At 43.2% G+C, this 26,297-nt stretch carries 33 protein-coding genes; 4 read left to right on the top strand and 29 right to left on the bottom strand.

All coding sequences use genetic code 11. The annotated features are described in order from the left end of the window. Position 1: 1 nt before the first annotated feature. Genes FHS59_RS05155 through FHS59_RS05140 form a run of 4 tightly spaced genes read right to left on the bottom strand, consistent with a single transcriptional unit; the run spans position 2 to position 3,815 of the window. Positions 2-634, bottom strand: coding sequence for a DUF4141 domain-containing protein (locus FHS59_RS05155; RefSeq protein WP_184493644.1), 633 nt, complete (start codon positions 632-634; stop codon positions 2-4). A gap of 27 nt (positions 635-661) precedes the next feature. Then, complete coding sequence (locus FHS59_RS05150; RefSeq protein WP_184493642.1) at positions 662-3,166, bottom strand: TraG family conjugative transposon ATPase; 2,505 nt, start codon at positions 3,164-3,166, stop codon at positions 662-664. Beyond that, a complete protein-coding gene (locus FHS59_RS05145; protein WP_015266961.1) occupies positions 3,163-3,495 on the bottom strand; it encodes a DUF4133 domain-containing protein in 333 nt (110 codons plus the stop codon). Before FHS59_RS05145 ends, FHS59_RS05150 begins: the two co-directional genes overlap by 4 nt. Before the next feature lie 11 nt (positions 3,496-3,506). Beyond that, positions 3,507-3,815, bottom strand: coding sequence for a DUF4134 domain-containing protein (locus FHS59_RS05140; protein ID WP_184493640.1), 309 nt, complete (start codon positions 3,813-3,815; stop codon positions 3,507-3,509). A 222-nt stretch (positions 3,816-4,037) separates the two neighbouring features. Here FHS59_RS05140 and FHS59_RS05135 point away from each other — a divergent pair, with 222 nt between their 5' ends. Then, on the top strand, positions 4,038-4,841 hold the full coding sequence (locus FHS59_RS05135; RefSeq protein WP_184493638.1) for a phospholipase D-like domain-containing protein: 804 nt from the start codon (positions 4,038-4,040) through the stop codon (positions 4,839-4,841). 89 nt (positions 4,842-4,930) lie between these two features. On the opposite strand, the gene FHS59_RS05130 is transcribed toward FHS59_RS05135, so the two are convergent. The 4 genes from FHS59_RS05130 to FHS59_RS05115 are packed head-to-tail and all read right to left on the bottom strand — an operon-like array spanning position 4,931 to position 7,514. Further along, positions 4,931-5,293: a hypothetical protein gene (locus FHS59_RS05130; RefSeq protein WP_184493636.1), complete on the bottom strand. Its 363-nt coding sequence runs from the start codon at positions 5,291-5,293 to the stop codon at positions 4,931-4,933. 56 nt (positions 5,294-5,349) lie between these two features. Further along, on the bottom strand, positions 5,350-6,477 hold the full coding sequence (locus tag FHS59_RS05125) for a nucleotidyltransferase domain-containing protein (RefSeq protein WP_184493634.1): 1,128 nt from the start codon (positions 6,475-6,477) through the stop codon (positions 5,350-5,352). Continuing rightward, a complete protein-coding gene (locus tag FHS59_RS05120) occupies positions 6,474-7,277 on the bottom strand; it encodes an SMODS-associated NUDIX domain-containing protein (protein WP_015266966.1) in 804 nt (267 codons plus the stop codon). The genes FHS59_RS05125 and FHS59_RS05120 overlap by 4 nt, the downstream gene beginning before the upstream one ends. Positions 7,278-7,280: 3 nt before the next feature. After that, on the bottom strand, positions 7,281-7,514 hold the full coding sequence (locus FHS59_RS05115) for a DUF2188 domain-containing protein (protein WP_015266967.1): 234 nt from the start codon (positions 7,512-7,514) through the stop codon (positions 7,281-7,283). Between the two features lie 165 nt (positions 7,515-7,679). Between FHS59_RS05115 and FHS59_RS05110 the strand changes: the two genes are divergently transcribed. Genes FHS59_RS05110 through FHS59_RS05100 form a run of 3 tightly spaced genes read left to right on the top strand, consistent with a single transcriptional unit; the run spans position 7,680 to position 9,401 of the window. Continuing rightward, on the top strand, positions 7,680-8,204 hold the full coding sequence (locus tag FHS59_RS05110; RefSeq protein ID WP_184493632.1) for a sigma-70 family RNA polymerase sigma factor: 525 nt from the start codon (positions 7,680-7,682) through the stop codon (positions 8,202-8,204). After that, complete coding sequence (locus FHS59_RS05105) at positions 8,201-8,596, top strand: hypothetical protein (protein WP_015266969.1); 396 nt, start codon at positions 8,201-8,203, stop codon at positions 8,594-8,596. Before FHS59_RS05110 ends, FHS59_RS05105 begins: the two co-directional genes overlap by 4 nt. After that, positions 8,580-9,401 (top strand): ImmA/IrrE family metallo-endopeptidase, encoded by an 822-nt coding sequence (locus FHS59_RS05100; RefSeq protein WP_015266970.1) that lies wholly within the window; start codon positions 8,580-8,582, stop codon positions 9,399-9,401. The genes FHS59_RS05105 and FHS59_RS05100 overlap by 17 nt, the downstream gene beginning before the upstream one ends. A 73-nt stretch (positions 9,402-9,474) precedes the next feature. Here the strand turns inward: FHS59_RS05100 and FHS59_RS05095 are convergent, their stop codons facing one another. The 21 genes from FHS59_RS05095 to FHS59_RS05000 form a co-directional block, all read right to left on the bottom strand. Beyond that, the gene (locus tag FHS59_RS05095) at positions 9,475-9,669 is read right to left on the bottom strand and encodes a DUF4391 domain-containing protein (protein WP_041738736.1); all 195 of its coding nucleotides are present in this window, start codon (positions 9,667-9,669) and stop codon (positions 9,475-9,477) included. Between the two features lie 186 nt (positions 9,670-9,855). Then, complete coding sequence (locus FHS59_RS05090; protein ID WP_041738738.1) at positions 9,856-10,245, bottom strand: hypothetical protein; 390 nt, start codon at positions 10,243-10,245, stop codon at positions 9,856-9,858. A gap of 150 nt (positions 10,246-10,395) precedes the next feature. After that, positions 10,396-10,608: a GDCCVxC domain-containing (seleno)protein gene (locus FHS59_RS23225; protein ID WP_137404718.1), complete on the bottom strand. Its 213-nt coding sequence runs from the start codon at positions 10,606-10,608 to the stop codon at positions 10,396-10,398. Next, a complete protein-coding gene (gene merTP, locus FHS59_RS05085; RefSeq protein ID WP_221444440.1) occupies positions 10,609-11,208 on the bottom strand; it encodes a mercuric transport protein MerTP in 600 nt (199 codons plus the stop codon). A 44-nt stretch (positions 11,209-11,252) separates the two neighbouring features. Next, entirely contained in the window at positions 11,253-11,456 is a 204-nt protein-coding gene (locus FHS59_RS05080; RefSeq protein WP_015266975.1) for a hypothetical protein, read from the bottom strand. A 35-nt stretch (positions 11,457-11,491) separates the two neighbouring features. Then, complete coding sequence (locus FHS59_RS05075; RefSeq protein WP_184493630.1) at positions 11,492-11,881, bottom strand: metal-sensing transcriptional repressor; 390 nt, start codon at positions 11,879-11,881, stop codon at positions 11,492-11,494. Further along, complete coding sequence (locus FHS59_RS05070; protein ID WP_137404716.1) at positions 11,878-12,246, bottom strand: ArsR/SmtB family transcription factor; 369 nt, start codon at positions 12,244-12,246, stop codon at positions 11,878-11,880. The genes FHS59_RS05075 and FHS59_RS05070 overlap by 4 nt, the downstream gene beginning before the upstream one ends. A gap of 91 nt (positions 12,247-12,337) precedes the next feature. Then, the gene (locus tag FHS59_RS05065; RefSeq protein WP_052331439.1) at positions 12,338-13,024 is read right to left on the bottom strand and encodes a site-specific integrase; all 687 of its coding nucleotides are present in this window, start codon (positions 13,022-13,024) and stop codon (positions 12,338-12,340) included. Positions 13,025-13,226: 202 nt separating this feature from the next. After that, positions 13,227-13,427 carry a hypothetical protein gene (locus FHS59_RS05060; RefSeq protein WP_041738740.1) on the bottom strand — a complete coding sequence of 67 codons (201 nt, stop codon included), beginning with the start codon at positions 13,425-13,427 and terminating at the stop codon, positions 13,227-13,229. A gap of 108 nt (positions 13,428-13,535) precedes the next feature. Continuing rightward, on the bottom strand, positions 13,536-15,590 hold the full coding sequence (locus tag FHS59_RS05055; RefSeq protein WP_184493628.1) for a copper-translocating P-type ATPase: 2,055 nt from the start codon (positions 15,588-15,590) through the stop codon (positions 13,536-13,538). A gap of 18 nt (positions 15,591-15,608) precedes the next feature. Continuing rightward, positions 15,609-16,190 carry a DUF2911 domain-containing protein gene (locus FHS59_RS05050; protein WP_184494500.1) on the bottom strand — a complete coding sequence of 194 codons (582 nt, stop codon included), beginning with the start codon at positions 16,188-16,190 and terminating at the stop codon, positions 15,609-15,611. After that, the gene (locus FHS59_RS05045; protein ID WP_014771899.1) at positions 16,190-16,903 is read right to left on the bottom strand and encodes a PepSY domain-containing protein; all 714 of its coding nucleotides are present in this window, start codon (positions 16,901-16,903) and stop codon (positions 16,190-16,192) included. The genes FHS59_RS05050 and FHS59_RS05045 overlap by 1 nt, the downstream gene beginning before the upstream one ends. Continuing rightward, positions 16,900-18,213 (bottom strand): APC family permease, encoded by a 1,314-nt coding sequence (locus tag FHS59_RS05040; protein ID WP_184493626.1) that lies wholly within the window; start codon positions 18,211-18,213, stop codon positions 16,900-16,902. Before FHS59_RS05040 ends, FHS59_RS05045 begins: the two co-directional genes overlap by 4 nt. A gap of 161 nt (positions 18,214-18,374) precedes the next feature. Continuing rightward, positions 18,375-19,169: a cation transporter gene (locus FHS59_RS05035; RefSeq protein ID WP_184493624.1), complete on the bottom strand. Its 795-nt coding sequence runs from the start codon at positions 19,167-19,169 to the stop codon at positions 18,375-18,377. Positions 19,170-19,219: 50 nt separating this feature from the next. After that, a complete protein-coding gene (locus tag FHS59_RS05030; protein ID WP_184493622.1) occupies positions 19,220-21,574 on the bottom strand; it encodes a multicopper oxidase domain-containing protein in 2,355 nt (784 codons plus the stop codon). A gap of 10 nt (positions 21,575-21,584) precedes the next feature. Beyond that, positions 21,585-22,271, bottom strand: coding sequence for a hypothetical protein (locus FHS59_RS05025; RefSeq protein WP_184493620.1), 687 nt, complete (start codon positions 22,269-22,271; stop codon positions 21,585-21,587). A 19-nt stretch (positions 22,272-22,290) separates the two neighbouring features. After that, on the bottom strand, positions 22,291-22,755 hold the full coding sequence (locus FHS59_RS05020) for a nuclear transport factor 2 family protein (protein ID WP_221444439.1): 465 nt from the start codon (positions 22,753-22,755) through the stop codon (positions 22,291-22,293). 24 nt (positions 22,756-22,779) lie between these two features. Further along, positions 22,780-23,217, bottom strand: coding sequence for a hypothetical protein (locus FHS59_RS05015; protein WP_184493618.1), 438 nt, complete (start codon positions 23,215-23,217; stop codon positions 22,780-22,782). Positions 23,218-23,313: 96 nt separating this feature from the next. Next, complete coding sequence (locus FHS59_RS05010; protein ID WP_184493616.1) at positions 23,314-23,766, bottom strand: 5-fold beta-flower protein; 453 nt, start codon at positions 23,764-23,766, stop codon at positions 23,314-23,316. A gap of 77 nt (positions 23,767-23,843) precedes the next feature. Further along, positions 23,844-24,344 carry a DUF3347 domain-containing protein gene (locus FHS59_RS05005; protein WP_246388304.1) on the bottom strand — a complete coding sequence of 167 codons (501 nt, stop codon included), beginning with the start codon at positions 24,342-24,344 and terminating at the stop codon, positions 23,844-23,846. Positions 24,345-24,503: 159 nt separating this feature from the next. After that, a complete protein-coding gene (locus FHS59_RS05000) occupies positions 24,504-26,291 on the bottom strand; it encodes an efflux RND transporter periplasmic adaptor subunit (RefSeq protein ID WP_246388303.1) in 1,788 nt (595 codons plus the stop codon). Positions 26,292-26,297: the final 6 nt, after the last annotated feature.

Here is a 26,297-nt window from a genome sequence, read left to right as displayed (position 1 = left end):
CTTACCAGTATTTTTGGTTAGCCGTTCCATAGAGTTCCAGCACCCGGTGGGTATTGTTCTGTTTTTTGGCTCTGAGATAACTTACGGAGATGTTCTTGGTGGTATAGTAGCGCACCAAACTGTGGTATTCCTTAACCTCTTTGTACACCCGGTCGATAATATCCATCCGTTCCTTATCATTCAGCGACAGGCTTGTGGCACTTACGATCTGTTTGAGTTCCTTCAGCAGTTCAGTACTTTCATTAAGCAATGCGGAATAACCGTTGGATATGGCTGTTAATTCCTGTGCGGAAAAATTCGGGTCGTTCATCATCTTGCCGAAATTCTGTACATACATCTCGGACACGTCACCCACCAAGAGTACCGTTTGCTGTACTTTTCGGGCATCTTTGACCAGGTTACTTACCGCTTTCAGCTTGTCGTAATATTCTTTACCCTGCTTATAGACCTTTTCAACTTCCTTGAAATTTTTCACCACATTACTTACCGTGGAGGAAGTCTGTACGATCTCATTCGCGCTGTTGAGAATACCCGAAGCCAGATTTGCCGGGTCGGTTACTACAAACTGGGCTTTTGCGGACGGTGCTACGGCAAGCATGATTGCCGTACACACCAAATACATGATCTTCTTCATTGTTTCTGATTTTTAAAATGTTAATGACTATTGATTTACTTTATCCCGCCTTTGCATAGCGATGTGCTTAATAGCGAGTTCTACATTGCCATCCAGTTCGGAAGCAAGCTGCATCACTTCCATCTTTTCGGTTTCTTCCGTGGTATAAGCCAGATATTCTTCCAGACTAACCTCCGTGGCATAGACTGCGGAGTGCGTACCACCCAAGCCAATCCACACCTCTTTATAAAGCCGGCTTGGGTCATTATTCATGTTGATGGAAAGTACCTGTGCCTTTTCTTTATCCGTTAGCCCGAGCATGGTCTGGATATCGTCAAACTTGTTCATGTACTTGCGCTGGTCAAGCAGGATTTTGCAATCACTATTGTTGATGATACTCTCCTTGACGATGGGTGACTGGATGATGTCGTCCACTTCCTGCGTAACCACGATGGCTTCACCAAAAAACTTTCTGACGGTCTTAAAAAGATACTTGATGTACTCTGCCATTCCCTCTTTTGCGATGGCTTTCCAGGCTTCCTCAATCAAAATGAGCTTTCGTATGCCTTTCAGCCTACGCATCTTGTTGATGAAAACCTCCATAATGATGATGGTCACAATGGGAAACAGGATTTTGTGATCCTTAATGGCATCAATTTCAAACACAATAAAGCGCTTGGAAAGCAGGTCGAGTTGCTTGTCGGAGTTGAGCAGGTAATCATACTCACCGCCTTTGTAGTAAGGTTCCAGTACGTTCAGGAAGCCGGCGACATCAAAATCCTTCTCCCTGACCTGTTTTTCCTCCAGTATCTTCCGGTAATCCCTTCGTACATATTCATAAAAACCATTGAAAGATGGATATTCATCACTTTGCCGGATTCGTTCGATATAACCGCTCACGGCATTGGACAGAGCTACCTCTTCGGAACGGGTTGGCGGCTCATCATCACGTTTCCAAAGTGTCAGTATCAAAGTTTTGATACTTTCCCTTTTCTCAATGTCAAATACACCATCATCGGTATAGAAGGGATTAAAGGCAATGGGATTGTCTTCCGTATAGGTGAAATACACTCCGTCTTCGCCTTTGGTTTTCCCCTTGATGAGTTCACACAATCCCTGATAGGAATTACCGGTATCCACCAATAGCACGTGAGCGCCTTGCTCGTAATATTGCCGTACCATGTGGTTGGTAAAAAAAGATTTCCCCGAGCCAGACGGACCAAGAATAAACTTGTTCCGGTTCGTGATGATGCCACGTTTCATGGGCAAATCCGAAATATCCAAATGGAGGGGTTTTCCGGTCAGGCGGTCAGCCATTTTGATACCGAATGGCGCGGGTGAACTTTGGTAATTGGTTTCTTCGGTGAAGAAACACAAAGCAGGCTCGATGAAAGTGTAAAAGCTTTCTTCACTCGGAAAATCGCCTGCATTGCCCGGCATTCCTGCCCAAAACAAGGTAGCGACGTCCGTGGTGTTGTGCCGCGGCTTACATTCCATTAATGCCAATGCGCTACCGCAATCGTTCTTGAGCTGCTTCAATTCGCCAGGGTCGTCCGACCAGGCCATCACATTGAAGTGCGCCCGGATAGATGATAGCCCGAAGCTGTGGGCTTCGTTCAGGTAGCGCTCAATCCATTCTTTGTTGATCTGATTGGCACGGCTGTACCGAGCCAGCGAGTGCATATTCCTTGCGGACTTTTCAAACTTTTGCAGGTTGTCTTCGCTGTTGTCCAAAAACAGGTACTGGTTGTAAATGTGATTGCAGCTAAGCAGTAATCCCACGGGAGCAGCAAAAGACAACTGACAGTCACTACGGTCAGTGGATAATTTTTCATATCGGGTATCCGCCGATACCGTTGGTGGAAGGTCGTCTGTATCGGAAAGCGTATGCAGGCACAATCTTTTGTTACCGACACGGACTTCTTCACTTCCCAATGCAATATCCTGCATGGGTGTACCGGCTTCCTTTGATAATGTAAGGTACTGTTCCAGCAATCCCTGTTTTTGATCGGTACCAACGATATCTTCTTCACTTAGCCGTTGCAAGCTTATAAAGCCACTATCGTTCACGATACGCTCAAACTGTGTCACGGCTTCCATGAATCGGTGTACCGTTTCCTTATTTCTGATTTCCTTTGGGATCAGTGTGCCTTTGCAAAGCGAAGAGAAATTGCTCTGCATCCGCATACGCTCTTTAGTGGTCTTGGTCAGGAACAGGTAGCAATAATGATTCAGGAACGGACGCTCATTGAAATGACGTTGGTAGGATTTGCCTAAAAAGCTAAAACCATCCTTATCCAAATCGGGATTATAACTTTCCTTGATGTACCAGTCCTGTTTGTGAACGACTGTAAAATCCGATAAGGTCTTGATGGCCTTGTGCCAGGTGGAATGAACGGCCTCGTATTCCGCAGAAGCTACGGTAAACAATTCCGGCAATCGCACCTCAAAACAGGCAGTGATATCCGCATCCTTTGAAAGGATGCAATTATTCTCTACTGCCAGTAAAGGGAACTTGCTTTCCAGTGTGGAGGTCTTTGCTACATTTCTCATACGGCACCGGATTTAAGGGGAAACTTTAAATAGCGGCGTACAGGCTTGCGGCAGACGATGTATCGGGGATGCCGTTTGTTGGCTGCTATCTTCATCAGTCCGTGTTCGCCATATTTTCTGTTCAGTAAAAAGGTCTGCCACACGATCAGCGAAGCACCGCCCGCTCCAAGAAACAGGCAGATATAAGAGTTTACGCCCGCCATGTACAGGATCATCACCAGGATAAGTATGCCGAGCAGTCCACCGGCAAAGATGAACAGGTACTGAGCCTTCAATCCCTTAAACTCTACTGTTCTCCCAATGCCCTTATTGATGTTGTAAGTACTCATAAGGCAAGGGATTAAAGGAAGAATGAACGCAGGATGGTAGCCGCAACAATGAGAAAAATACAGGCTCCAAACCACGAAGCCGCCGTCTTGCTCGTGTCGGGATCTCCGCTGCTGAACTTGTTGTACACCTTAACACCACCGATTAACCCAACGACCGCACCAATGGCGTAGATAAGCTGTGTGGCCGGATCGAAATAGGATGTTACCATTTGGGTGGCTTCATTGATCCCGGCCGAACCGTTGCCCTGCTGGGCAAGCGCACTAAAGCCTGACAGCACTGCTACCGCTGCCAAAAGCGCTTTTTTGCTTTGTTTTTCCATAATTGAAACACTTTAATTTGTTGCTTTCGACCCGCGCCTTGCGGGCTTTCGGGACAAAGGTGTTTCAAAAAGGGAGGAGGTATAACTAAGTGGCAGTGAGAGGAATTACTTGGCGGTGAGTGGCGGTATGTCTCAGATTTAAAAGGGAATTGCAGTTTGTCTATACATTCTATTGGTGGATAGTTGCTATTTTAGCATAAACAAAAATCATCCAAATAATTAATGAAATTATCAGAGTTAACAATAGATAGCATAAAGGAATTTATTTCGGGGGATAACCAGTTGACGCCTTATCTTACAGGCCCAGAAATTTTAAAACTCTTTAACCGGATTGGTTTTAAAGATGTTTATAAGTACAGAGATGGAGGAATGCCAAATGGTCTTAGTCGAAACGCTTATGTTTTGGAGAAACTCATTGAAATAAATGGAAGAAAGGAAATGGTAGCACTAATGCAAATGATCTTTGATCCAAGACATTTTGCGGGGGATACAAGTAAGGATATCGCAAAAGCTGTTGAACAAATTAATCCACTCTTGCAACAAGATGGCTATAGACTTGATGAATTTAATGGACAATACAAAATAATAGGTGCCGACTTACCGGATAACATTGAGGTTGAAGTACATTTTGAAGACATCGAAGCACAAATTGTCGAACAAATCCAAAACGCCAAATTCTCAATCTGGATAGCGGTTGCTTGGTTCACCAACAAAACCCTTATGAGGGAGATTTATAACAAAAAACTTGAAGGGGTCAGTGTCCGCATTGTAGTCTTAGATGATGAAATAAACTCAAAATACGGGTTTGAGTTTGAAAAATATTTTGAAGCTAAAAGAGTTCCAAAAAGTGGGAAATATGAAAATATAATGCATCACAAATTCTGTATTATCGACTTAAAAACGGTTATTCATGGTTCTTATAACTGGACAACAAAAGCCAATTGGAATAGGGAGACTGTTAGCGTCGAAAACAGTCGTGAATTAGCAGAAAAATATGCTTCCGAATTTATTCAACTTATTAAATAGGTTGCTTAAAAGCAAGCTAATGAGCGACAAATGGTTGTCTCCCGAGTGGGGCAAATAGAACTCGGGGTGTAATCTGCTTTTTTTTCATTTCAATTCGGATGCTCACCGCCTCCCAGCCAATCACCAGTTGTGTGCCATAGCTCATAGTAATATAACCACAAGGCCGTCCAGGGAATAATTGTATCCGCCAAAAAATCAGATTTCTTGAACTCATTATATTTCGGTCTATATAAACATAGATTCCCAGATGAATACAAATGAGGTACCTTTTCCCCATTTGCATTCAGTTCCAATTTTGGTGAAACGATGGTTATGTTTGGCATGTCTGAAAGCTTATATTTTAAGACAAATTCATATAAACAACTTCGGGCACTGGGCCGCAGAGCTCCTTCCATTTTCATAGAGCTTGGAGAGGTAAACTTGGTCGCAAATTGCGGAAATTTCGTCTTCATATAAGCTATCTGTTCCGATAGTTTTTTCTCTCTGATCCTTGACGTGTAACTAGCTCTCATTCGCCGAAAAAAGTGTTATTCTTAATCGGGATACTGCCCAGTGAGCTGGTCGAGGTCAATACCCCAGTACCTGTTGCTACCCCAAGTGCATTACTTTTTCGAGATCTTTCAATCTCCATCGCTTGACTACCTTGCGCTTTCACGAACAGATCATCACCAAACAGGCCTTTCATAATCCGACTTTCTTCAATGATGCCGTTATCCTTCTTCAATTTTTGCCATTCACTATGTAAATGAAATGAAAACCGTTTAAATGCTTCGTAATATTCAGGCTCCTTATCCCATTTATCGGTAAAGTCTTCATCTGCATTCACCGGATTGAGTATTTTAAGTCTCCCATAGGACTGCCCTATGCTATTTTGGATCGTAGAAACAATATTATCAACGGTGTTAAAAATACTGTCTTCGCCTTGATAAAATTGGCCGGCTATCGTTGTCAGGATCACGCTTGATGTTTTGTAGCTGTCATCCTTTTGGAAATAGATATCTCGGTAGCGCTTAATTAACTGTACTCCGCGCTGCAATGGCTTTTTCTTACTGAAATCGTCAACAGGCAGATTTTCGGCTCTAAGTGCCTTCTCAAGCAGGCTTTCCTTAACAAGATTTGATTGCGCTATAAACCAGTCAGCATAACCTCGCGGATTGCTACTGACCCAGCTTCCTAATTCACGGTCAGGAACCATGATACGATTTCTATCATATTCAACTTCCTGAACCCCTGGCAAAATATCCATGTGATAATCCCCTGCATATTTTAAACGGATACATCGGTTTTTGGCTTCTAACATATCCCTATACAATCCATGCTCATTTAATCGTCGCCTCAGTTCATTGTATATCCTTTCAGGACTATGTGGGGTTCCGTATTTCAGGTGTATTGCAATATCCAAATCAAACTCTTCTCTTCCGAAAGGCTTGACAGTTGTCATTATTCGAACAGACCCATGAGGATACACATCATACTTGTATGGCTTGAAGAATTTTTCATCCGCTTCAATCCACTCTTTCACGGCCTCGTAACTACTTTTCATACGATCACGCCGTGTCTTGTCCAGTTGAACCTCTTCTGCCATCCTATCGAGCAGATCATCAATTTGTGTAGCTTTCTTTCCTAATAGTATCATTTTGGTAAAATTTTAAATGTGTGTGGCAAAATCCTTTCACCATTTATGGTTGACCCGTTCCGGATCTCATTTGGCGTAGCAAAGTAAACCTCGTCCCTTTTGCTTATCAGGGCATTGATAGATTGCTTTTGGGCATCATTTTCAGTCCTCAATTCAAAGATGTCTGCATATCGTAATTCATCGATAGGGTATGCCGGTGATTTTAAAACGCCTTCGATGTGTTTCCCTATAAACACGTATTTAATGTGCTTGAAAATATCACCAGGTAATATGTTGGCATCGATCAGCTCTTCACGGAATTCTCTGGTTGGATCCATTTCACGGTTTTTTCTGCTTTCAAACCATTTCAGGAAATCAATTAGATTTTTCCTCCTTTTAACAATAATCCGTAAATCGTTTTCGGTATCCTCGTCTCTCGGTACGTGATTGCAGGGCTCAACACCCAGCCGATCGAACAATTCCCTGTTTTCTTCCTTCAAATATTTGTATGCACCTCCAACCGGTTGGTAGCCGGGATTGTCATTCTTGTGCCTCTTGATTAATAGGTATCTGCCATTCACTTCAATTCTAAACAAATAAGCGACCGTGACCCTGACTGGTTGATTACGTTTTATAATCAATGTCTTAAATAGCCTCCATTTTTTTCGGTTCTCCAACAAGAATACACAGAACTCTACCATGCCACCGACTACGAGACCTAAAGAGATCTTAAACACTGTGCCTTTTGGTTCGTCCCCTGCCAGAAAAAAGCAGGAGAGGAACCCTAAAAGGCCGATAACCAAACTTACTTTTCCTTTCATCGACTAATGCTTTGTGTCTTTTGGAGGGTGAGGATCGTTGCCGTAGGAATCCTTATCCCGGATTGTACCATTCGGTCTATGGATAACAACTTCTGATTGCTGATTGATAGCAATTTCCCGTGCTATCTTAATTGCTTCTTTCTGGGTTCCTACAATTTTTGTAGCCTTTTCGTTTCCGGCACCTTTGACTGCCCAATTGTCGCCCCTCGGCACCACATGTTGATTTTTTTTAGCCATGTCTTTATTATTTGTTAATTTTTAATATTCTTCGTCCCCTTCTTTAATGGGAGCCTTTATATATACATGCTGATGTTTTTCAATTTTTTGCCACGACCAAGAATTTTTTTTTTACGAGTGGCAAATTTTTTCCCCATCTTAGCATATTATTATAGACAAGAGCTGATGAATCTTTATGACGAATTGCAATCTATTGACTTGGACGACCTGTTAGACAGGTTGACCTCGTATGCGACCAATCGTTTGAAGTCAGCCGGGTTAAAGGATTTGGGAGGAAAAGAGCCTTTTGATTTTGTTGGAGATTTACTTTTAAAGGTAATTGAAGGTACCCGTGATTGGGAAAATGCGAATTGTTCGTTTACCGATTTTATGTTCGGGAGTCTTCGAAGTGAAATCAGCAATTTTTTAAAGGGATCTCTGGTTGGGCAAACGCAGGATCTTTTGGAGAGTCACGCGTATAATAATCAAGATGATATTAAAGAAGAAAGGCAACAAGTTTCAGAATTATTGCAACAGGCTGGAGCGGATGATGACGAATTAATGGTGTTCGAGTATTGGATGGACGGTATCTGCAAACCAAGAGAAATTGCAGAGGATCTCGGCATTGATGTAAAGGAGATTTACAGGACCGTGAAACGATTGGAACGAAGATTGCCCAAAATAAGAGAACAAGCAAAAAGTATCATATGAGCAATAATATTAAAAATAGGATTGACGATGCTCTGATTGCTTTCTACAAAGAAGTGGACAAGGATGCCCTCGCCGATATGCTGAAAGATGATGTATCAGATATCGATGCGTACAACAAAAAAAAGAAGCAACTTGTTTTTTTGGCAAGGGCAAAGGCACAGAAGGAACGGAATGACAATTTATTGAAATTAGTCAGTAAATTTCAACAAGCCATCGAAGCGAATATTGAGAAGCCTGTGGCTATGCTCAAACAATTTATTCAGGGTAATGCTTCTTTGGCCTTGTACCGAAATCTCGATAAATTGTCCAAAGAGGATATTATCGAAATAATCAAGGATCAGAACTTTGTTCAACTAATTGAAGAATTGGAGAACGATGAGAAGCGTCAATAATGCGCGCTTACAGGCTCGCAAACTTTTAGACGACTGTGGATTGGATGAGATAACCGATTTGGACATGGATCTGTTTGTCGCCGGATTAGTGGTTGCTGGGCATGATGCAATACTTATCGAAGAAGAGCTCTCTAATTGTGATGGAAAAATTGTGTTTGGAAACAATAAGGCGGTTATAAAGGTAAATTCAAAGATACAGTTCCAGGAGAGAAAACGCTTCGTTGCAGCCCATGAGATAGGGCATCTCTTGATGCATAGAAATATGCAGCTTCCCGATGATACATTCACTAATTTTAACATTATTGAAGGTACGGAAAATACATTGAAAAACGGGAGGCAAGAATTGGAAGCAAATGAATTCGCCAGTGAACTTCTAATGCCTGAAAATTTATTCCTTAAAGAAGCAAAAGGCAAGAAGTTTTCACCCCTTTTGATCAAGCAACTTTCAGAACGATTTAAAACTAGTTTGACAGCAACTATTTTTCGCTATTTGCAGTTTGAGCAGTTACACCCTCTTTGCCTTGTCTTTATCGAGAATGGGAAAGTGAAATATTGGAAAAAGTCCAACGACTTAAAAGTTTGGTTGGGCGATTACACCAAGTTAGCACCACCTTCCGATTCAGTTGCCGCAGAGTATATTCAAAAAGATTACGAGTTTGTGTATAAACTTGAAGAAAAAGCACAGAACATTAACAAATCAACATGGTTCAATCTAAGTGAATATGATGAAGATACAGACTTCTATGAGTATTGCATTCCAACAAGGCGGTATAAAACCATCCTAAGCATCATCTGGGAAAATTAAATTCATGATTTTCGGCCGACTTCCTTTAGACAATGTTTTATCGAAGTTAAGTATTTCGGAATTCCGAACTCCATCAATTTGATCCTTTCCCATCTGCAAATAGCCACTCCAGCTCCTTTTCAGCGGCTTTTAGCTGTTGGTTCAATTCCACTTTTTGATTGAACTGTTTGCTCTTGGCTATGGCCGATTTTAACTTTGAAATTTCCTTTTCCAATGCTGTTATTTTTTTTCGATAAGCAACCAGATCCGGTAGAGGTTTGATTTGCATGGAGCGATTGCCGGACAATTGCACGCAGAAATTATTTTATTGAAAGTCTGATTAAAGAAACTTGATGATAGTTTTGTCGGATAGATCGTGTTCTAATGCTGTTCGAATATCCCGGAACAGCTATATTTTACAGAACCATTTCCGACATTGCTCGAAGGTTTCGTAACCCAGGCAACTAACTGATAATCAGATGTATCTAAATAAGAAATGACTGGAACAGGATAGAGCGATACCGCCCTGACCAGCCGGGGGAGCCTTTTTAGGATTTGTGTATGTTCTTGATTCGAAAAATTGTGTAGAAGGCAAATGGAAAGATGGCTGAGCCAATGCCGCAGGTGAAAAAGCAATGACCGGAATGTCAGAATGAGGTGCTCTGAAATCATCAAGAGAGAAGATGGTTTCCTGGTCCTCACAGCCATCACAAGGGTTGCTGTGATCGTCACAGCATGGTTCGTGGTGTTTTAGAAAAAGCTCGAAACTGATCAGTTCGCCCCCACAAAAGTGCTGAAACACTGCCATCCCTTTGCCAGGGAGGAGCATTGCAATGAGCAGGACTATATATAAGTTGCGCTTCATGAGCCTTTTTGATGTAAAATGCCATCCATTGAAGGGGCATCTATTTGGTATTCCCTTCAATATGACTCAAAAGTACGCAACGGTTATTGAGGGTGCTATGACATTGTACATGTTAAAACATGATGTATGTCAGATAAAGCATTGTCTACGCTAGCAACATGCTTGATCAGAATCCAATTGTACTGGTGGACAAGGTGCTGAGCCATAGCTGCAATACACGCAGCAATCCCCTTCCTTCGGTTTTAGTACCTGGTGGCAATTTTCACATTCGTAAAAATACTGACAGGCGTCAGTGGGCATGGTTTCTTCTTTTTGATGCCCGCATTCCGGGCAGGTGATGGTTGATTCTAATATGATTTCCATTTATTTCTCTGTTTTATTGGTCACGGAATATCCGGTCGAGTTGATAGCTTGCTCAATTTCAAGGATGCCTGTTTTGGTATTGTCAAATTCTACAATGGCATTGCCCTGTTCGTAGGATGCGGTTACTTTAAGGATACCGCTGAGCTTATTTACCTCATGTTCAACATGATCTGCGCAACCCTGGCAAGTCATGCCTTTGATTTGAAAATTTACGGTCTGAATGTCTGACTTATCAACGATGATCACTTGCTTTTCAGATTTAGGGTAGAAAATGTGAGCATAAAGCGGGAATGTGAGCATCAGGGTCGCAAAAACGGTGACTATCCCAAGGAATTTCCTTGTTTTCCAAAAGGAGGGCTGTAGGTCCTCCTCACACGCACATTCTATTTCACCTTTGGCCTTTGGTTTAAGTTTTTGGTACCAGGCAAAACCCAACACTACAACCGTAATGCCCACAAAAAAGGGCCGTGCAGGATCCAGCCAGGAAAAAGTGGAGGCAATCCCGCTTGCACCGGCCACTAGTGCAAGCACCGGGGTGATGCAGCAAAGTGAACTTAAGAGTGCAGCCATAATACCGCTGGTTAAAAGCGAATTTTTCATATACTTTTTCATTTCAAAAAAAGAAGGGCTCTGCGCCCTCCCGGTTACTTTTTCTTGCAGCAGGCGGGTATTTCCGCCACTTTCAAATCATAAGGACATTCCGGAGTGCCTGCCAAAGGGCAGCTAACTTTTGGACAATCTGGAGTACCTTCCAAAGGACAAGCTTTTGGGGATGAGTTGATCCCGTAAGCAAGGCCACCAATGGCGAGAATACCCGCTGTGGCCAAAATCATGAGTTTACTTTTCATATCAATACTATTTTATTGAAACATCTCTCCAAAGTTCAGTCACGGGGGGAGGGGGTGTCCAAACGTTCGGATAAAAATTTCTTCAATTCTTCTTCCACCGTCCGGGCTTCCCTTAGTTTTTCAGGCACTTCTTCGAGTTTAAGCTCTGGAAATAGTGTTCTCAGCTTTTCTATTGTTTCTTCATTACCACAGTTACCGGGGCAGTTCTGGTAAGCTAACGAGATTCTTTCTGCTAATGCTTTTCTGTAGGTATCATCCAATAATTCATAAGTAGTCTTGGTAAGGGTGGATTGTACCGCCTTCAACTGGAGAAGTATGTTTTCCACCTGGTCCTCATCGTCAATTTTACTGAGGATATATCCCAACTGCCCGGTAGCAGTTTTTAAGGAAACCTTTATGCTTTGGGTAAGATCACTGGATATCATAGGGCAGGAATTGTATTTGGGAGATTAAACAAATCGAGCACTGATGAAATGATCCGCTGACTGTGCGCTTCTACTGAATAGAAGATGGTTTGTCCGGATTTTTTGGTTGTCACGATTCCTGCATCCTTCAGCTTTTTCAGATGTTGGGAAATGGCCGGCACTGTCATGCCTAGGATGTCTGACAAGTCGCACGGACAAAGTTCATTTTCCTGTTTCAAGAGGTACAGGATTTTGAGGCGAACCGCATTACCAGCCAGGTTCAGTACATCTGCCAGTTCTAAAAAGCCTTCTTCTTTACTCTTCAAGTCTTCCCTGCACCTATTGATCTGGTCGCTATCGGCAAAGACACGGATACATGTATTCATAACTTCGTATTTAAGCATTTGCTTAACAAAGCTAAGGAATTAAATGTATTTAAGCAATCACTTAAATACAAAAAAGGGCTACTTCGAAGGGCTACTTCGCCCTTCTCATCAATTTTGGTGCTGCCAGCTTCTCCCGGAGAGTGTGCATGTCTTCCCTTACCTTCTTCTCCACCACTTTAGCGTAAACCTGAGTAGTGGTGATTTTTGAATGACCCAGCATCTTGCTCACAGTCTCCAACGGGACACCATTGCAAAGAGTAACGGTGGTGGCAAATGTATGCCTGGCCAGGTGAAAGGTGAGGTTCTTTTCAATCCCGCACAGGTCGGCTATTTCTTTCAGATAAGAGTTAAGCTTTTGATTAGAGATCATAGGGAATACAGATCCTTTTTGCAAAGCCCTTGGGTGGGTTCTGTATTTCTCAATAATCTCCCAGGCCTTGGGAAGGATGGGAACCCTGACAGGTTGGTCGGTTTTCTGGCGGCAGGTGGAAAGCCAGTACTCCCCATCAATGCCAATCGTGATGTTGGATGGTGTCAGGTTCATCGCATCGATGTAGGCCAGTCCGGTATAGCAACTGAACACAAACAGATCCCTGACCCACTGCAAACGCACAATCTTGAAGTCCTTGTTTTCTACTGCCTCCAACTCTTCGTGATTAAGGAAATCCCTATCAACTCGATGAAATTTGAGCAGATACTTTTCAAAGGGATCCCGGCTTACCCATTCCATTTTTACAGCCATGGTCACCATCTTCCAGAACCTCTCTAGGTGCCTCATCACTCCATTGTTTCCAAGCGGCTTTTGGTGGTCTTTGGGTTTTTAATTGCGTAGGTAAAACTCCAAGATATTGTCAAAGAAGCCTGTGAGCTTATCTAATTCGTTTTGATAATACTTGCGCCTAATCTTAATCCCTATTGGGCTTGTTAGTTCCAAAATTGAACACGTTGAGATTGTAAATGAGTTTGCAGGCGTATTTGGGTTAAATCTCCTTAAAGAAGAGTATTTCACCGGCTTGAGAATCTACAAGGTTTTTAGTTAAGACATTCTGTAACCTGTTAATGGCAATTAGAACCCTTTGAAAGCTCAGCTCTGATTTTTTGAGGAGGTTATCTTCCTCCAGATCGATCATTCTAAGTTTGTCCTCTAAATCTTCATATTGTTGGTTATAATTTTCAGGCATTTAAAAAGTGAGTTTTTCATTTTCATAGTGTCTATTTACTGCATGAACTGGTTCAAATAATCAACACAGCAGATTTTACCTGGTCTTCCCAAATCTGAGCAGGGGTAGTCAGTTCTTAATTTTTCGTTTCAGCAATTGCGCATTAATGGCGACTATGACCGTACTCAGGCTCATGAACACTGCGCCTATGGCAGGGCTTATAACCAGGCCGGGGATAAAGCCGGTGGCCAAAGGTAATGCGATGGCATTGTAACCGGTAGCCCAGGCGAGGTTTTGAATCATTTTGTTGTAGGTTGCCCTGCCAAACAGAACCAGGTTGGCAATGTCCTTTGGGTTGCTGTTGACCAGGATGATGTCGGCTGTCTCAGCAGCCACATCGGTACCGGAACCTACTGCAATACCCACATTAGCCTGTGCCAGTGCAGGGGCGTCATTCACACCATCACCCGTCATGGCTACAAAGTGGCCTTCTTTTTGGAGTTTCTTGATGATTTCCACTTTTTGATGGGGCAGTACCTCACTGTAGTAGCCATCCAGCCCGAGTTTTTCACTGACTGCCTTGGCGGTTTTCTCATTGTCCCCGGTAGCCATGTATAGCTTCATGCCTTTTTCCCGAAGCGTTTCGATGGCTTTAGGGCTTTCTTCCCTGATTTGGTCGGACAAGGCTATGAAGCCTATTATTAGATTCTCTTGCAGCACATACACGATGGTTTCTGCCTCATCAGATCCTGCCTGATCGGGGATATTTATGTCGTTTTCTTTCAGGTAGCCGGGGCTGACTACTTTCCAATTTTGTCCCTCGATCTTGCCTTGAATGCCCTTGGCCGTTAATGATTCAAAATTTTCTACCTTTTTCAATGCCAGGCCTGCCTCTTTCGCTGCTTTCACAATGCCTTGTGCAATTGGGTGCTCCGATTGCTGCTCCAGCGAAGCGGCAAAGGACAGCAGTTCATTTTTGTTCATATCATCAGAAAGGCTCTCATATCGTGAGACACCAAATTTGCCTTCGGTCAACGTGCCTGTTTTGTCAAACACCATTGCGGTAATCTTCCGAGCATTTTCAAAAGCAGTACGGTTGCGGATCAGCAAGCCTTTTCCTGCTGAAACAGCAGTGGAAATGGCTACAACTAGTGGTATGGCCAAACCCAACGCATGTGGACAGGATATAACCATGACGGTCACCATTCGTTCCAATGCAAAATCTAAAGGCTTACCCAAGCTGATCCAGGTAAACAACGTAATAGTACCCGCACCAATGGCGATGAAAGTGAGCCATCTTGCGGCAACATTGGCCAGGTTTTGAGTTTTCGATTTAGCTTTCTGAGCTTCTTCAACCAGCGTGATCACTTTGTTGAGGTAGCTTTCTTTCCCGGTTTTGGACACTTTCACCTTGATGGATTGGCTGCCATTTACTGATCCGCCAATGACCGGGTCGCCCTTGGATTTTTTCACCGGCTTGCTCTCACCGGTGAGCATGCTTTCGTCCAGGTGGCTTTCCCCATCCACCACTGTACCGTCCGCAGGTATTTTTTCATTGGCTTTTATCAGGATGATATCCTCCTTTTTCAGTTGATCAACCTTGATGTCCTTGATTTGGTCTCCCTGAACCAAATGAGCTTCGGAAGGCATCATCTGCACCAGTAATTCGAGCGCTCTTGATGCACCCATTACCGATTTCATCTCGATCCAATGCCCCAGCAGCATGATGACAATAAGGGTCGCCAGCTCCCAGAAAAAATCCATCCCCTCCAAGCCAAACACCACAGCCGAGCTGTACACATAAGCCACAGTAATGGCCACTGCAATCAGGGTCATCATGCCCGGGTTTTTGTCCTTCAACTCGTCCCAAAGTCCTTTGAGAAAAGGCCAGCCCCCATAAAAGAAGACAATGGTGGAAAGCCCAAAAAGGACGTACTGATCACCAAAAAAGGTTAGCTCAAATCCCAGTAATTGCTGGATCATATGAGATAGTGCCAGGATCGGTACGGTGAGCACCAGAGAAATCCAAAAACGCTTTTTAAAATCCTCGATCATCATGGCATGGTGGTCATGGTGCCCATGCTGATGGTCTGATTTGTTGATGGTTTGATGATCTGATGATTGGCTCTTTTGGTGACCCTCGTGTGTATGATGCTTGTGGTGTTCGTGATTATGCTTTTCCATGAGTAAAAATTTTAGTGGTTAATCTGTTTTGAATGGAAGTGAAACACTTAGCTTTTCCCATGACATGCGGATAGCGCCAGAGCCCTCTCCTTTGTCTTCTATGGTATAAGTTAGCCGTTCGGTAAGTGGCATTCCCGTTTCCGGTGTTACCTCAATCATGATGACATCATCGGCCTGATCGTAATCATCTGCCAGGTGCTGCTCCCAGTTTTTGTTTAGGATCAATGTCCAACGGTCCTGTCCGGGAATGGTAAAGAATGCATACTTCCCTTTTGGTATCGTAGTTTCTTCGACCTGGATTGCTTTGGAAAATTCTATATTGGTGGCACTGTGTGCACCTGTCACCCAAACTTCGCCATAGGGTACCAAACCTCCCCAGATGACCCTTTCCCGCACTGCGGGTGAGTGGTACTTGATGGTAATGTGCGTATCACCCACATTGCCATGCGCTTCCTGAGGGATGCTCTTTTTCGAGTTGTCCGATTGCTCAGTAGGTGCTTTTTCCGGCTGATGGTGTTCGTGACCACCATTTTCACCTTTTTTGTTTTGGCAGGATACGATCAGCAATCCCAGTGCAAGTATGTAAATCAGTTTGTTCATCATTTATTCTTTTTAAGTTTTGAAGTGGTTTTTAAGAAAGTTTTAGAGGATACTGCGTAAAGTGTAAAGCCTGATAGCACTGTAAATAGGCCAAAGACTGAAAATGCCCTGAGCAGCCAATTGTTAAAGTTGTCCCGCCCGGCATAATCCATGGTGTGGAACATCCAAAGAAAATCGAACCAACGCCAACGGCTGTGGCGTACCCGTTCGAAGTTGCCGTTACGGGCATCTACGTAGGCCGTAAGGTTTTCGGGATGCTCAAAGTGGACAGCCCAGGCTGGTAGCGGCCTGCCACGGTATTCATGATGGTTGTCGGTTTCAGTAATCCATTCTGTTTTCAGGATTTCCAGGTTTTTTACGAGATGGTTCTGTGCGATTTCGGCCGCCTCCGTTTCGGTTATGCCCTTTTTGATTTGCCCGGTCAGGGCATTGTAAAGCAGACTATCGTTGACCCAATAATGCGGTTGGTGATTGATGTAGCGAAGCTCAAGGGATGAAATACCAATCGTTGAATCCAATTGTGCCGGACTGATCAGGTTCCGGGGTGAATGGGTCGTGACATGCTCATGGTGGAACTGGTCTCCATGGATTTCGTCAATATCCGTCCAACTGAAATAGAGGCCGCTGACCGTCCACCCAATAAACTGAATGCCTATAAAAATCCCCAGATACCGGTGTGTTTTTCGGATGTAGTAGTTTCTGTTTCGTTTCATTTTTGGGTAGATTTATCTGCTCGACTTAAGAACCATTTTTCACCTGCAAAAACTATTAGCATCACAGATGCAGAAACAATAAGAACCAAAAGGTCAGATGATGCCTTGATCCATAAGAAAGCTGCCAATACGATGAAATCCAACACCATCGCTGTGAGTACAATTGTTCCATTGGCTTTCACCTCTTTCCTCAAATACTTATATACACCCCAATGAATAATGATGTCCATCACCAAATAAAAAATGGCTCCTATGGAAGCAATTCTGGACAGATCAAAGAAAATAGTCAGGATGATAGCGATAAACACCACATACACCAACATATGCTTCTGTATTCGGCCTGACATGCCCAAATGACTATGTGGAATAAGTTCCATATCTGTAAGCATAGCCGTCATACGAGAGACTGCAAAAATGCTGGCAATCACTCCCGAAATAGTAGCTATTATGGCAATAGCAACGGTAAAATGAAGACCAAAATCTCCAAAAACAGGTCTGGCAGCTTCAGCAAGGGAGTAATCTTTGGCTTGAATAATTTCAGAGATTGTAAGGCTTGAGTTTACAGCGAAAGCAACCAGAAAATACACCACTGTGCATATCAACAAAGAAATAATAATAGACAGGCCAACATTTTTTTGAGGTTCTGTAATTTCGCCACCACTATTAGTTATTGTAGTGAATCCTTTGTAGGCCAAAATGGAAAGTGCTAAAGCCCCAATATAACTGGTTGCTGAATAATCAGTGTTTTTGATGGCTTTTGGTATCAACCCTTCCAGAGAAAAACCCACTGCCCAGAGAGCTCCTATGGCAAAAATCAGAATTCCGATAATTTTGATAAATGACATGAACTGTGATGACTTTCCTATCAGCTTGTTGCCAGATATGTTAATCAAAAAAGCGCTAACCAAAAGAGCAACACCCAATATGGGAATCCAAAGTTCCTTGTTTTCAACTTCGAACAGTTGTAGGGTATAAGAGCCAAAAGTTCTGGCAACCAGGCTTTCGTTGATTACCATGGATAGTGCCATTAATAATGATGCAGAAGCTGTTATGGTTGATTTACCATAAGCTTTTTTCAAAATCATGGCTATCCCCCCAGCCGAAGGATACGTATTTGAAACTTTGATGTAGGAGTAAGCACTAAATGCTGAAATGAGAGCTCCCAAAACGAAAATGTAAGGAAACCAGGTCCCTGACAGTTCAGCCACCTGGCCCAATAATGCAAAGATTCCTGCACCGATCATTACACCAGTGCCTAAAGCAATTGATCCTAATAAACTTAAACTTCCTTTTTTATAACTTTCTTCCATAACGGTTTGCGGCTTTGCGTTCGGGCGGGTTTTTAGCACAAAACTTCCTTACGAAGCCGTAAACTTCAAAGTTACGAAAAACTGTCATACGAAGCCGTTTCCCCCGCCTGACGCAAAACCGCTGTTAGCAGTAGTGGTTTCTTCCGTTGTCTTGTTAGTCGTCATTTTGATAGCTGTAAAATTCTGTAAGCTCCTCTCGCTACAATGACAAATACAATTGCTCCAATAATTAAGTCGGGATAACCTGAATTGAGCCAATTAACCAAAAGTCCTGCTGTAATTACTCCCGAATTTATGATTATGTCATTTGAAGTAAAAATCATACTTGCTTGCATATGAGCTTCTTTGCTTTTTCTCTTTTGCAATAAATACAGACAAATAACATTAGCTATTAACGCTACAATCGAAACGAAAATCATTGTTTGAAAGTCAGGCATTTTCTCGACTCCAATAAATCGTCTGACTACTTCTATAAAACCAATTACAGCAAGAAGGATTTGAAAGTATCCTGCAAATTTTGCGATATTCTTTTTTCTGACTACTGTTCCGCCAACAACAATTAATGCAAGTCCATAAACAATACTGTCAGCCAGCATATCTAAACTGTCGGCAACCAAGCCCATTGAGTTTGATATAAGTCCTGTTACAATTTCAATAACGAAAAACAAAAAATTTATTATTAAAACAGTCCATAAGGTTTTTCTTTCGTCATTTTGATTGTCAGTTGCTGTAAAATTGTCAACCGAAACAGTCGAGAGAATTGAAGTGTCAAATTTTAATGTGTCAAGTCGCTGAAAAATTTGTTCATTATTGTCTATATGAAAAACGTGTAAAAGTCGGTTGGGTATGTCAAATTCTAACGATTGAATATTTGTCAAATCGTCAAGTTTCATCCGAATCATTTGTTCTTCGGATGGACAGTCCATTTTTGTTATCTTAAATGTCGTTTTTTGCATATCACTTCATTGTCTGTTGGGTCGTCCTACCATTACTGCTAACTTCCTAATTAAAACATGACAGATAATCCGCCCCCTGCTCCGAAGCGGTTGTCATAGCTTGTCATCAGTGAAAAATTCTTAGAAAGCATGTATTGTGCACCGGCACTCCATACAATTTCTTCTTTGTAATTTTGGCCGGCCTCCAGACCGTTTACCAATCCTGCATCAATTTGATATTCGTAATAGCCAAAAATTGATAACTTCGGAAATATCATCAGCGATCGACCGATTCCAATTCTAGGCCGAAGCTCATTATCTATCCTTAGGTCAACATTGAACATATAAGGTGTAAACCACCGGATACCAGCCACGGCAATTGTCTTCATATCATCCAAACTATTCCTGGTGGTATTCTCAACATTAATACCTCCAAAAACCCTCAAATAATCGTACAGATAATACTCATAAGAAAATTCAGCTTCCAGGTTCTGATTCCATCCGTATTCCATTGATAAATTGAATTGATTGCGAATGTTTGAAGTGGTCAGATTGACTGTTGTATTATGTGAGGCAACATCTGCCATTCCCCAACTATAGAAGCGGTTGGTTTCGTGAATCAGTTTGGAAATTGGAAAGGGTTTCATTCTAGGGTCTTCCGGTGTATCATAGCTGACTACCCGTGCCATACCACCCATCATATGATAGAGAATATGACAATGAAAGAACCAATCCCCATATTCGTTCCCGTAAAACTCAATGGTTACTTTTTGCATGGGGGGCACATTCACCGTGTGCTTCAGGGGTGAGTAATCACCGCTTTCGTTGATGACACGGAAAAAATGACCATGCAGGTGCATGGGATGGTGCATCATCGTCAGGTTGTTAAGGGTGATTCGGGTAATTTGCCCCTCTTTGATTTTTATTTTATCGGTTTCAGATAGGGGAATACCATTCATGCTCCAGATGTAGCGGTTCATATTCCCAGTAAGATTGAGGAGGATTTCATTGACTGGAACATCCTTACCATAAACCGTTTTTTCAGGTGATTTCAGATAATTGTAATTGAATTCTGAAAACATGTCCATGTTTTCCATCCCGGGCATTTCAGCCATGGGAGCACTTGGCGGATCCATTTTGGAGTTTTTATCATCAGACATATCCATTGAGGAATGATCCATTTGGGAGACCTCTTCCTTATTTCCGGCCATATTCATACCCGGCATATCATTATCCGGGTTTTTGTCGCCTTTCATTTGCATTCCCCAGTTCTCCATCATTTTTTGGGGATCGTCCTTTTTAGGATTAAATTTTAGGGCAGGAGCCCCCATGCGCATGTCCATTTTTGCTATTTGCATCATCATGCCAATCTTATCAGGACGGGGAACATCTTCGGCTGCTAAAACTTCGCCATCACCCAAAAAAGCAGAGGCTGTTCCTGAACCATCCTGAGCGGTGGCCCGAAATTCCATCTTTCCACTTTCCGGAATACTTACAATAAAATCGTAGGTTTCCGCAATGGCAATAAATGTTTTATTGCGCTTGACCGGCTCAACATTTAGTCCATCAGCTGCAACTAAAGTCGGCTCTTCACCACCAAACGTCATCCAAAACGAGGTAGAAGCTGCCCCGTTAATAATTCTAAGCCTAACCTTTTCTCCGGGTTTGAAATTGGGATATTCCTGAACTTGTTCACCATTAACTAAAAAGGCAGGATAATATATATCGGCAATGTCTGCACTTTCCATTCTCTGCCTCCAGAAATTTAACTGTGCTCCCATTGCACCTCTGGCAATAACCCGGTTGAGGGGTGTGGCCGTACCTTTTCGCCAGTTGTACCATTCGGTTCCTCGTTTCAAGAAACGAAGTACGTTCATGGGCTTTTCATTTGTCCAGTCCGAAAGTATTATAACAAGCTCTTTGTCATAGGCCAGGGTTTCTTCTTTAGGATGGATGACGATAGAGCCAAAAACACCACTCTGCTCTTGCAGCATGGTATGTGAATGATACCAATAGGTACCGGCTTGTTTCAGGGGAAATTCGTACTTCTGTGTTTCTCCAGGCGCGATGGGCGGAGTGGTAAGGTAAGGAACCCCGTCATAAAAATTGGGCAACAGCAATCCGTGCCAGTGAATGGATGTCTCTTCATCCATTTCGTTTTTTACGTAGATTACGGCAAATTCACCTTCAGTAAAAGTAAGTGTGGGTCCCGGGATACTGCCATTAATGGCCATTCCCATTACTTCCTTGCCTGCCCTGTTCACTGCCAGCTCATTTATGGAAATGGCGTACTCTCTTACAGGAAGATTATCAGTGTTGCCTTCGACTGATTTTTGAGTGAGGTTTTGCGCATTAGTTAGCCCTGATAATAAAAAAGACAAGGCAAATGCGAAAATTGCTAAAATTATATTAGGGAATTTTTTCATTATCTGATGTTTAATGTTCATGCTCCAGTTCCAAAAAATTACCTTGCGGCCCTACACCTTCTATGTGTACCAATTGTGCTCCGTAATGTCCTGCCTGTGCCACAGCATAAGCTGCACCCAATAACACAACTGCTACAATAGCCATTGCCCATCTTTTTGATTTGAAAATGAATAGGTTGATTCCTTGTAACAGCAGGCCAATAAACCCAAGATTGATTGTCCAGTCAGCCCAGAAGTCGTGTTGTTCCAATACGAGCTTGGCATGTTCTGTTAGTCCGTGAGTGTGCGGATGGAAGTTTCTGCCTGCCAGATATGCGGCAATAAATCCGATCAACACCAGGGCAAATGCCGTCCATGCCAGTTCCCTTTTGATGAAATAGATGTTGACTACCGCCAGAATGGCTCCCACAATCAGCAATACGATAGCGAAATGCACAATTAGCGGATGGATTGTGGGAAAGTCCGCAAGATCAGCCGTGACCTTTTTTTCGTGGTGTGCATCTTGAGGATGTGTATCGTGGCTATCCGCCTCGCTGGTACTGGTGTGGTCTTCATGCTCTTCCCCGGTGGAATGAGCATTCATTACGGTATCCGCCTGTTGGGCGGTACTGTCTTGTTTGCTTTTGTGGCCGTCATGAGCCGATACGGTTGCCGTAGTGAATAGTAGCAATACGACTGCTTTTAGAATATTTTTCATTGTTAAATTATTTAGGTGATTAATGATTGGTCTGTGGTTTTCTTGCTGATGAATGGGTTTGCCATATTTTCCATTGACCGTTTTCTTTTTTCAAAATGCTGGAGGCAACTCCTTTTCGCTCAATAACTGACTTGTCCTTGCTTAGCACAATGGTGTATTTGTAGGTTTCAGTAGCAAAGGCAAATGGCAAAGCGACTTCAATGGCTACTTCATAGTCACTAAACTTGAAAGATTCGAAATGATGGAGCTCCGGGCCCAGGTGGTTGGCCAGATAGTCCTGATATCGGCCTTCAACTTTGCCTGACTCAATAACAATTGATTGCGATACAAATAAATTACCTGTGCCGGTTGTATCGAGGCTTTCAATGGCCTGTTTGTATGATTCCAGGACTTGTTTTACCTGGTTAATTTCATCCGACTGTTGCGCTTGAGTCTTCACGGCCACTATGGCAGCAAGACCAAAAAAAAGCAGTTTCAATTTCATAGATTTTGGGTTAAAGGATTGTTTTTAGTTTTTCTTAAATGCGTTGTAATTAGCCTCTGATTCAAAGTAGGCAACTGCACCTTGTTGGTTAGTCACTACTATAAATGCTTCTGATTTATCTACAGGATTACCACTATAGGGGTCAATCGCGATCCTTGCGCTTTCCAGGTTGTTAAGCTTATCCACGCACATTTCACAGCAACCATAATAGGTTTTGCCATTGACCGGTACCGGGATTTGGGCTACACCCATATAGGCGTCATTGACCATACATACTAAGCTTGGGTCAATTGGAGTCTTTATCTCATCAGTGGCTATACCAACCGATGAGCCTATGCGGTAACCCTGAATCCAAAACACCGCTACAGTAGCTACAACTATCAGTGATACCAAGGTCAGATAAGCCACTAGTTTGTCTTTGCGCAATGACTTTGGACTAGCGTTGTGTTTTCTCGTTTTCATCGTATTAAGAGTTTGGTGCCTGATGGAAGAGTGGCGGCAGTGTAGCATGCAAGACTACACCTGCACAGAGGCCACTCTCCAACAGGGCTTTACTTTTTACTTATCTTCCTCTTTTTTCATTTCCTGTTCCAAGAAGAAACAGTGTGTAGCACACGCATGAAGTTTATAGTTTTTATGAACTGTGCCTTTTTTGTGACCTTCTGGATCCAGAATTTCACATTTATCACCCATCGTTTTGGTGCTCAGAATGAATACTCCATCGTTGTTGTAATAGCGACCATCTTTTTTGGCTTTGCCAAGGGGATTACCTTCGGCATCATACACTTTGCCGTTTTTGATAAAGCCCAGTTTTTGATTCTGATTGTTGAAAACAATGTCTTCTTTACTGATGTATCCGAGTTTGGTGCCCCGGTCATCCGATACCTCACCTTTTGAATTGATGTGTATTAGGCGTTGTTCCAACTTGCTACTTGGTTGTGCCAAGAGCCCATGTGCTGCCAGCAGCATTCCTCCAAGGAATGCGATGGTGAAAATGATGTTCTTTTTCATTTCTCATTGTGTTTGTGCCTGGTGTCAGGATCGGGCTCAGCTTATCGTGAACCCAATCCCTTATGCCAGGACTTGTGTCAGTTAATTGTCTCTTTTACGCTTCCGCACTTCAGCATCTTGTCACCGAAGTAAGGGTTGCGGATCTCCTTTTCGTTGGAGAGCCAATAGCCTCCTGTGTTGCCATTGGCCATTGGGCAGTATTCCAGGTAGAGTTCTCCCATGCTTATATCAGCGCCCTTCACCAAAGTGGCCATCTCATTGCTTAAGGCGGTAAAAGCCTTTCGCTGGTTTTCCAGTGAACCTGCCTGTGCAACTTTGGCCGCCTCTGTATGGACTTTATCACTTCCTTTTACATTGTGAAGAGCTTTCACCAAAGATTCAGAAGCAGATTTTGCTTGCTGAAAATCAGAGGCTACCAAAGCATTCTTCAAATGAATGTAGTGCGTGTAGGAAGATCCCAGCGCCTTGTCTTTGAACATGGGTTCCATCTTTTCACTGCTTGCTTGTGCGCCATGCGCTGCATGGTCGTGTTGTGCGGTTGCTCCCCAGCTTACTAAAGCCAGGCATAGCATGATCATTGTTTTTTTCATTTTTCTATTTGTTTAAAGGTTAAATACTTGGATCAGGACTAAACCAGTGACCAGAAGAATGACTATTCCCCAGGAAATCCAGCTGACCCATTTTTTTATTTTAGATGGAGATCTTTCATCTCCTGTTTTGCAGCAACTTTTCATCTCTTAATGGTTATGTCCACTGGCTGCTTGCTTGGCAGGCCCTCCATCCTCAAAGACTTTTTGACCTTTGAGATACGTCTCTTTCACCTCCCCACAGGAAAGCATGGCCTCACCGAAGTAGGGGTTGAGAATCTCTTCCGTTTCACTGAGCCAAAATGCGCCCTTATTGTCAAATGCCATCGGGCAGAAATCTTTGTACACTTTGTCCTTTTCCAGTCCGAAAGATTCGGTCATCTCCAGCATATTTTCAGAAAGCATTGAGAAGTGTTGCCGCAGGCCATCCAGGCTTTCTTCAGCCTGCATCATTTTAGTTGCTTCTGAAAACTTCTGTTTCAAAGCCATCCAGTGATCGTGTGCCTGGCCTTTCAGCCCGGCCATGTCAATCTGGTCCAAAGCTGCCTCCAACTGTTCCAATGCGGATTGTGTAGCCTTTGGATCATCAGCGACCAAACCATTCTTTACTTTGAAATAAGCATCGGCCAGCGCTGTGATTTGTTCCCTGAAAGCCTGTGGTACGTCCATGGTTTTCACATCCGGACGCATGAGCATACTGTAGTTTCCGGAAAGTTGTGCAGCCGCATCGATGGCAAATACTCCATTGGTCACTATCTCTTCACCCGCTTCCAGTCCGGCTTCCACCAGCCACATTTCGCCCATACGTGGGCCTATGGTGATTTCACGCATTTCGTAAGTTGGAAATTCAGTATCAGGTACTTTTACATACACGATTGAACGCTTGCCCGACCAAAGCAGAGCGGTGCGAGTTATGGCCAAAGAGGATTGCCCTTTGCGTAAAGTGGTCCGCACCCTGGCGTTGATGAACATTTCAGGTCGCAGCTCTCCGTTGCTGTTGGAGGCCTCAGCCCTCACAGAGGCTGCACGGGTTGAAGAATTTATGACCGGATCTATGTAGGTAATCTTAGCTTTAAAGGTCTCTCCGGGAATGCCTGCTGCGGTAAAGTTGACCTCATCACCGATTTTTACAAATGGGAGATCGGATTCATACGCATCAATCATTATCCATACCCGGTTCAGGTCAACTATATCAAATAAAACTGATCCAGTGTTCACATAATCACCAACTGAAATATTCCGCTGGGTTACAATACCACTTTTGTCGGCCAGCACATCAAATTGATCCTGCACTTTTCCAGAACCTTCAAGATCGTCAATTTGCTTCTCATTAAGTTTCCATAAGCGCAGTTTTTCCCTGGCTGCCTGATAAAGTTCGGGATAGGTGGATTTGGTAGAAGCAGCCTCCAAAAGTTCCTTTTGTGCTGTAACCAGCTCGGGTGAATAAATGGTGGCCAACCTTTCGCCCTGCCGGACAACCTGGCCGGTGAAATTGACAAAAAGCTGATCGATACGTCCCGGAAATTTGGCCGTGACAGAAGCCAGTTGGCGTTCATCGGCTTTCACTTTTCCGGTTAGAAAAAGCTCCCCTTCAGGAGATACTCCTGTAACCAGGGAAGTATGGACATTGGCCATGGCCACTGCTTCGGGTGTCATCTCATGCATAAGTGGACTGGCCGAGGCAGCAGACCGTTTACTTGAAGCTGGGATCAGGTCCATCCCGCAGATTGGACAACTGCCCGGTTCTGAAAGCCGTATCTGTGGGTGCATGGAGCAAGTCCATATTTGATCAGAATCTTCATCATGTACGTGAACAGCTTCTTCCGTCTCCTGATGACCTGAAGATGGTTTTACCATCCAGCCGAGTACGCCTCCCAATGTCAGCGCTACGAGCACGATCAGTAGGAGTTTTTTATTTTTAAATATTTCTTTCATCATTTTAAC

It is taken from the genome of Algoriphagus iocasae (genome assembly GCF_014206875.1).
GTDB lineage: Bacteria > Bacteroidota > Bacteroidia > Cytophagales > Cyclobacteriaceae > Algoriphagus > Algoriphagus iocasae.
The sequence above is the reverse complement of the archived record's forward strand: the minus strand, read 5'-3'. Positions and strand labels throughout refer to the sequence as shown.

Coding starts and splice junctions, on each gene's coding strand:
- FHS59_RS05125 (WP_184493634.1), bottom strand. CDS start 6,477: ATGATACTATTAGGAAAGAAAGCTACACAAATTGATGATCTGCTCGAT.
- FHS59_RS05070 (WP_137404716.1), bottom strand. CDS start 12,246: ATGAATACATGTATCCGTGTCTTTGCCGATAGCGACCAGATCAATAGG.
- FHS59_RS05045 (WP_014771899.1), bottom strand. CDS start 16,903: ATGAAACGAAACAGAAACTACTACATCCGAAAAACACACCGGTATCTG.
- FHS59_RS05105 (WP_015266969.1), top strand. CDS start 8,201: ATGAGCAATAATATTAAAAATAGGATTGACGATGCTCTGATTGCTTTC.
- FHS59_RS05120 (WP_015266966.1), bottom strand. CDS start 7,277: ATGAAAGGAAAAGTAAGTTTGGTTATCGGCCTTTTAGGGTTCCTCTCC.
- FHS59_RS05110 (WP_184493632.1), top strand. CDS start 7,680: ATGAATCTTTATGACGAATTGCAATCTATTGACTTGGACGACCTGTTA.
- FHS59_RS05140 (WP_184493640.1), bottom strand. CDS start 3,815: ATGGAAAAACAAAGCAAAAAAGCGCTTTTGGCAGCGGTAGCAGTGCTG.
- FHS59_RS23225 (WP_137404718.1), bottom strand. CDS start 10,608: ATGGAAATCATATTAGAATCAACCATCACCTGCCCGGAATGCGGGCAT.
- FHS59_RS05130 (WP_184493636.1), bottom strand. CDS start 5,293: ATGAAGACGAAATTTCCGCAATTTGCGACCAAGTTTACCTCTCCAAGC.
- FHS59_RS05010 (WP_184493616.1), bottom strand. CDS start 23,766: ATGAAAAAGAACATCATTTTCACCATCGCATTCCTTGGAGGAATGCTG.
- FHS59_RS05115 (WP_015266967.1), bottom strand. CDS start 7,514: ATGGCTAAAAAAAATCAACATGTGGTGCCGAGGGGCGACAATTGGGCA.
- FHS59_RS05100 (WP_015266970.1), top strand. CDS start 8,580: ATGAGAAGCGTCAATAATGCGCGCTTACAGGCTCGCAAACTTTTAGAC.
- FHS59_RS05065 (WP_052331439.1), bottom strand. CDS start 13,024: ATGAGGCACCTAGAGAGGTTCTGGAAGATGGTGACCATGGCTGTAAAA.
- FHS59_RS05055 (WP_184493628.1), bottom strand. CDS start 15,590: ATGGAAAAGCATAATCACGAACACCACAAGCATCATACACACGAGGGT.
- FHS59_RS05030 (WP_184493622.1), bottom strand. CDS start 21,574: ATGAAAAAATTCCCTAATATAATTTTAGCAATTTTCGCATTTGCCTTG.
- FHS59_RS05150 (WP_184493642.1), bottom strand. CDS start 3,166: ATGAGAAATGTAGCAAAGACCTCCACACTGGAAAGCAAGTTCCCTTTA.
- FHS59_RS05035 (WP_184493624.1), bottom strand. CDS start 19,169: ATGCAAAAAACGACATTTAAGATAACAAAAATGGACTGTCCATCCGAA.
- FHS59_RS05075 (WP_184493630.1), bottom strand. CDS start 11,881: ATGATATCCAGTGATCTTACCCAAAGCATAAAGGTTTCCTTAAAAACT.
- FHS59_RS05050 (WP_184494500.1), bottom strand. CDS start 16,190: ATGAACAAACTGATTTACATACTTGCACTGGGATTGCTGATCGTATCC.
- FHS59_RS05145 (WP_015266961.1), bottom strand. CDS start 3,495: ATGAGTACTTACAACATCAATAAGGGCATTGGGAGAACAGTAGAGTTT.
- FHS59_RS05020 (WP_221444439.1), bottom strand. CDS start 22,755: ATGAAATTGAAACTGCTTTTTTTTGGTCTTGCTGCCATAGTGGCCGTG.
- FHS59_RS05095 (WP_041738736.1), bottom strand. CDS start 9,669: ATGCAAATCAAACCTCTACCGGATCTGGTTGCTTATCGAAAAAAAATA.
- FHS59_RS05080 (WP_015266975.1), bottom strand. CDS start 11,456: ATGAAAAGTAAACTCATGATTTTGGCCACAGCGGGTATTCTCGCCATT.
- merTP (WP_221444440.1), bottom strand. CDS start 11,208: ATGAAAAATTCGCTTTTAACCAGCGGTATTATGGCTGCACTCTTAAGT.
- FHS59_RS05025 (WP_184493620.1), bottom strand. CDS start 22,271: ATGAAAAATATTCTAAAAGCAGTCGTATTGCTACTATTCACTACGGCA.
- FHS59_RS05000 (WP_246388303.1), bottom strand. CDS start 26,291: ATGATGAAAGAAATATTTAAAAATAAAAAACTCCTACTGATCGTGCTC.
- FHS59_RS05135 (WP_184493638.1), top strand. CDS start 4,038: ATGAAATTATCAGAGTTAACAATAGATAGCATAAAGGAATTTATTTCG.
- FHS59_RS05015 (WP_184493618.1), bottom strand. CDS start 23,217: ATGAAAACGAGAAAACACAACGCTAGTCCAAAGTCATTGCGCAAAGAC.
- FHS59_RS05060 (WP_041738740.1), bottom strand. CDS start 13,427: ATGCCTGAAAATTATAACCAACAATATGAAGATTTAGAGGACAAACTT.
- FHS59_RS05090 (WP_041738738.1), bottom strand. CDS start 10,245: ATGAAGCGCAACTTATATATAGTCCTGCTCATTGCAATGCTCCTCCCT.
- FHS59_RS05005 (WP_246388304.1), bottom strand. CDS start 24,344: ATGATCATGCTATGCCTGGCTTTAGTAAGCTGGGGAGCAACCGCACAA.
- FHS59_RS05155 (WP_184493644.1), bottom strand. CDS start 634: ATGAAGAAGATCATGTATTTGGTGTGTACGGCAATCATGCTTGCCGTA.
- FHS59_RS05040 (WP_184493626.1), bottom strand. CDS start 18,213: ATGGAAGAAAGTTATAAAAAAGGAAGTTTAAGTTTATTAGGATCAATT.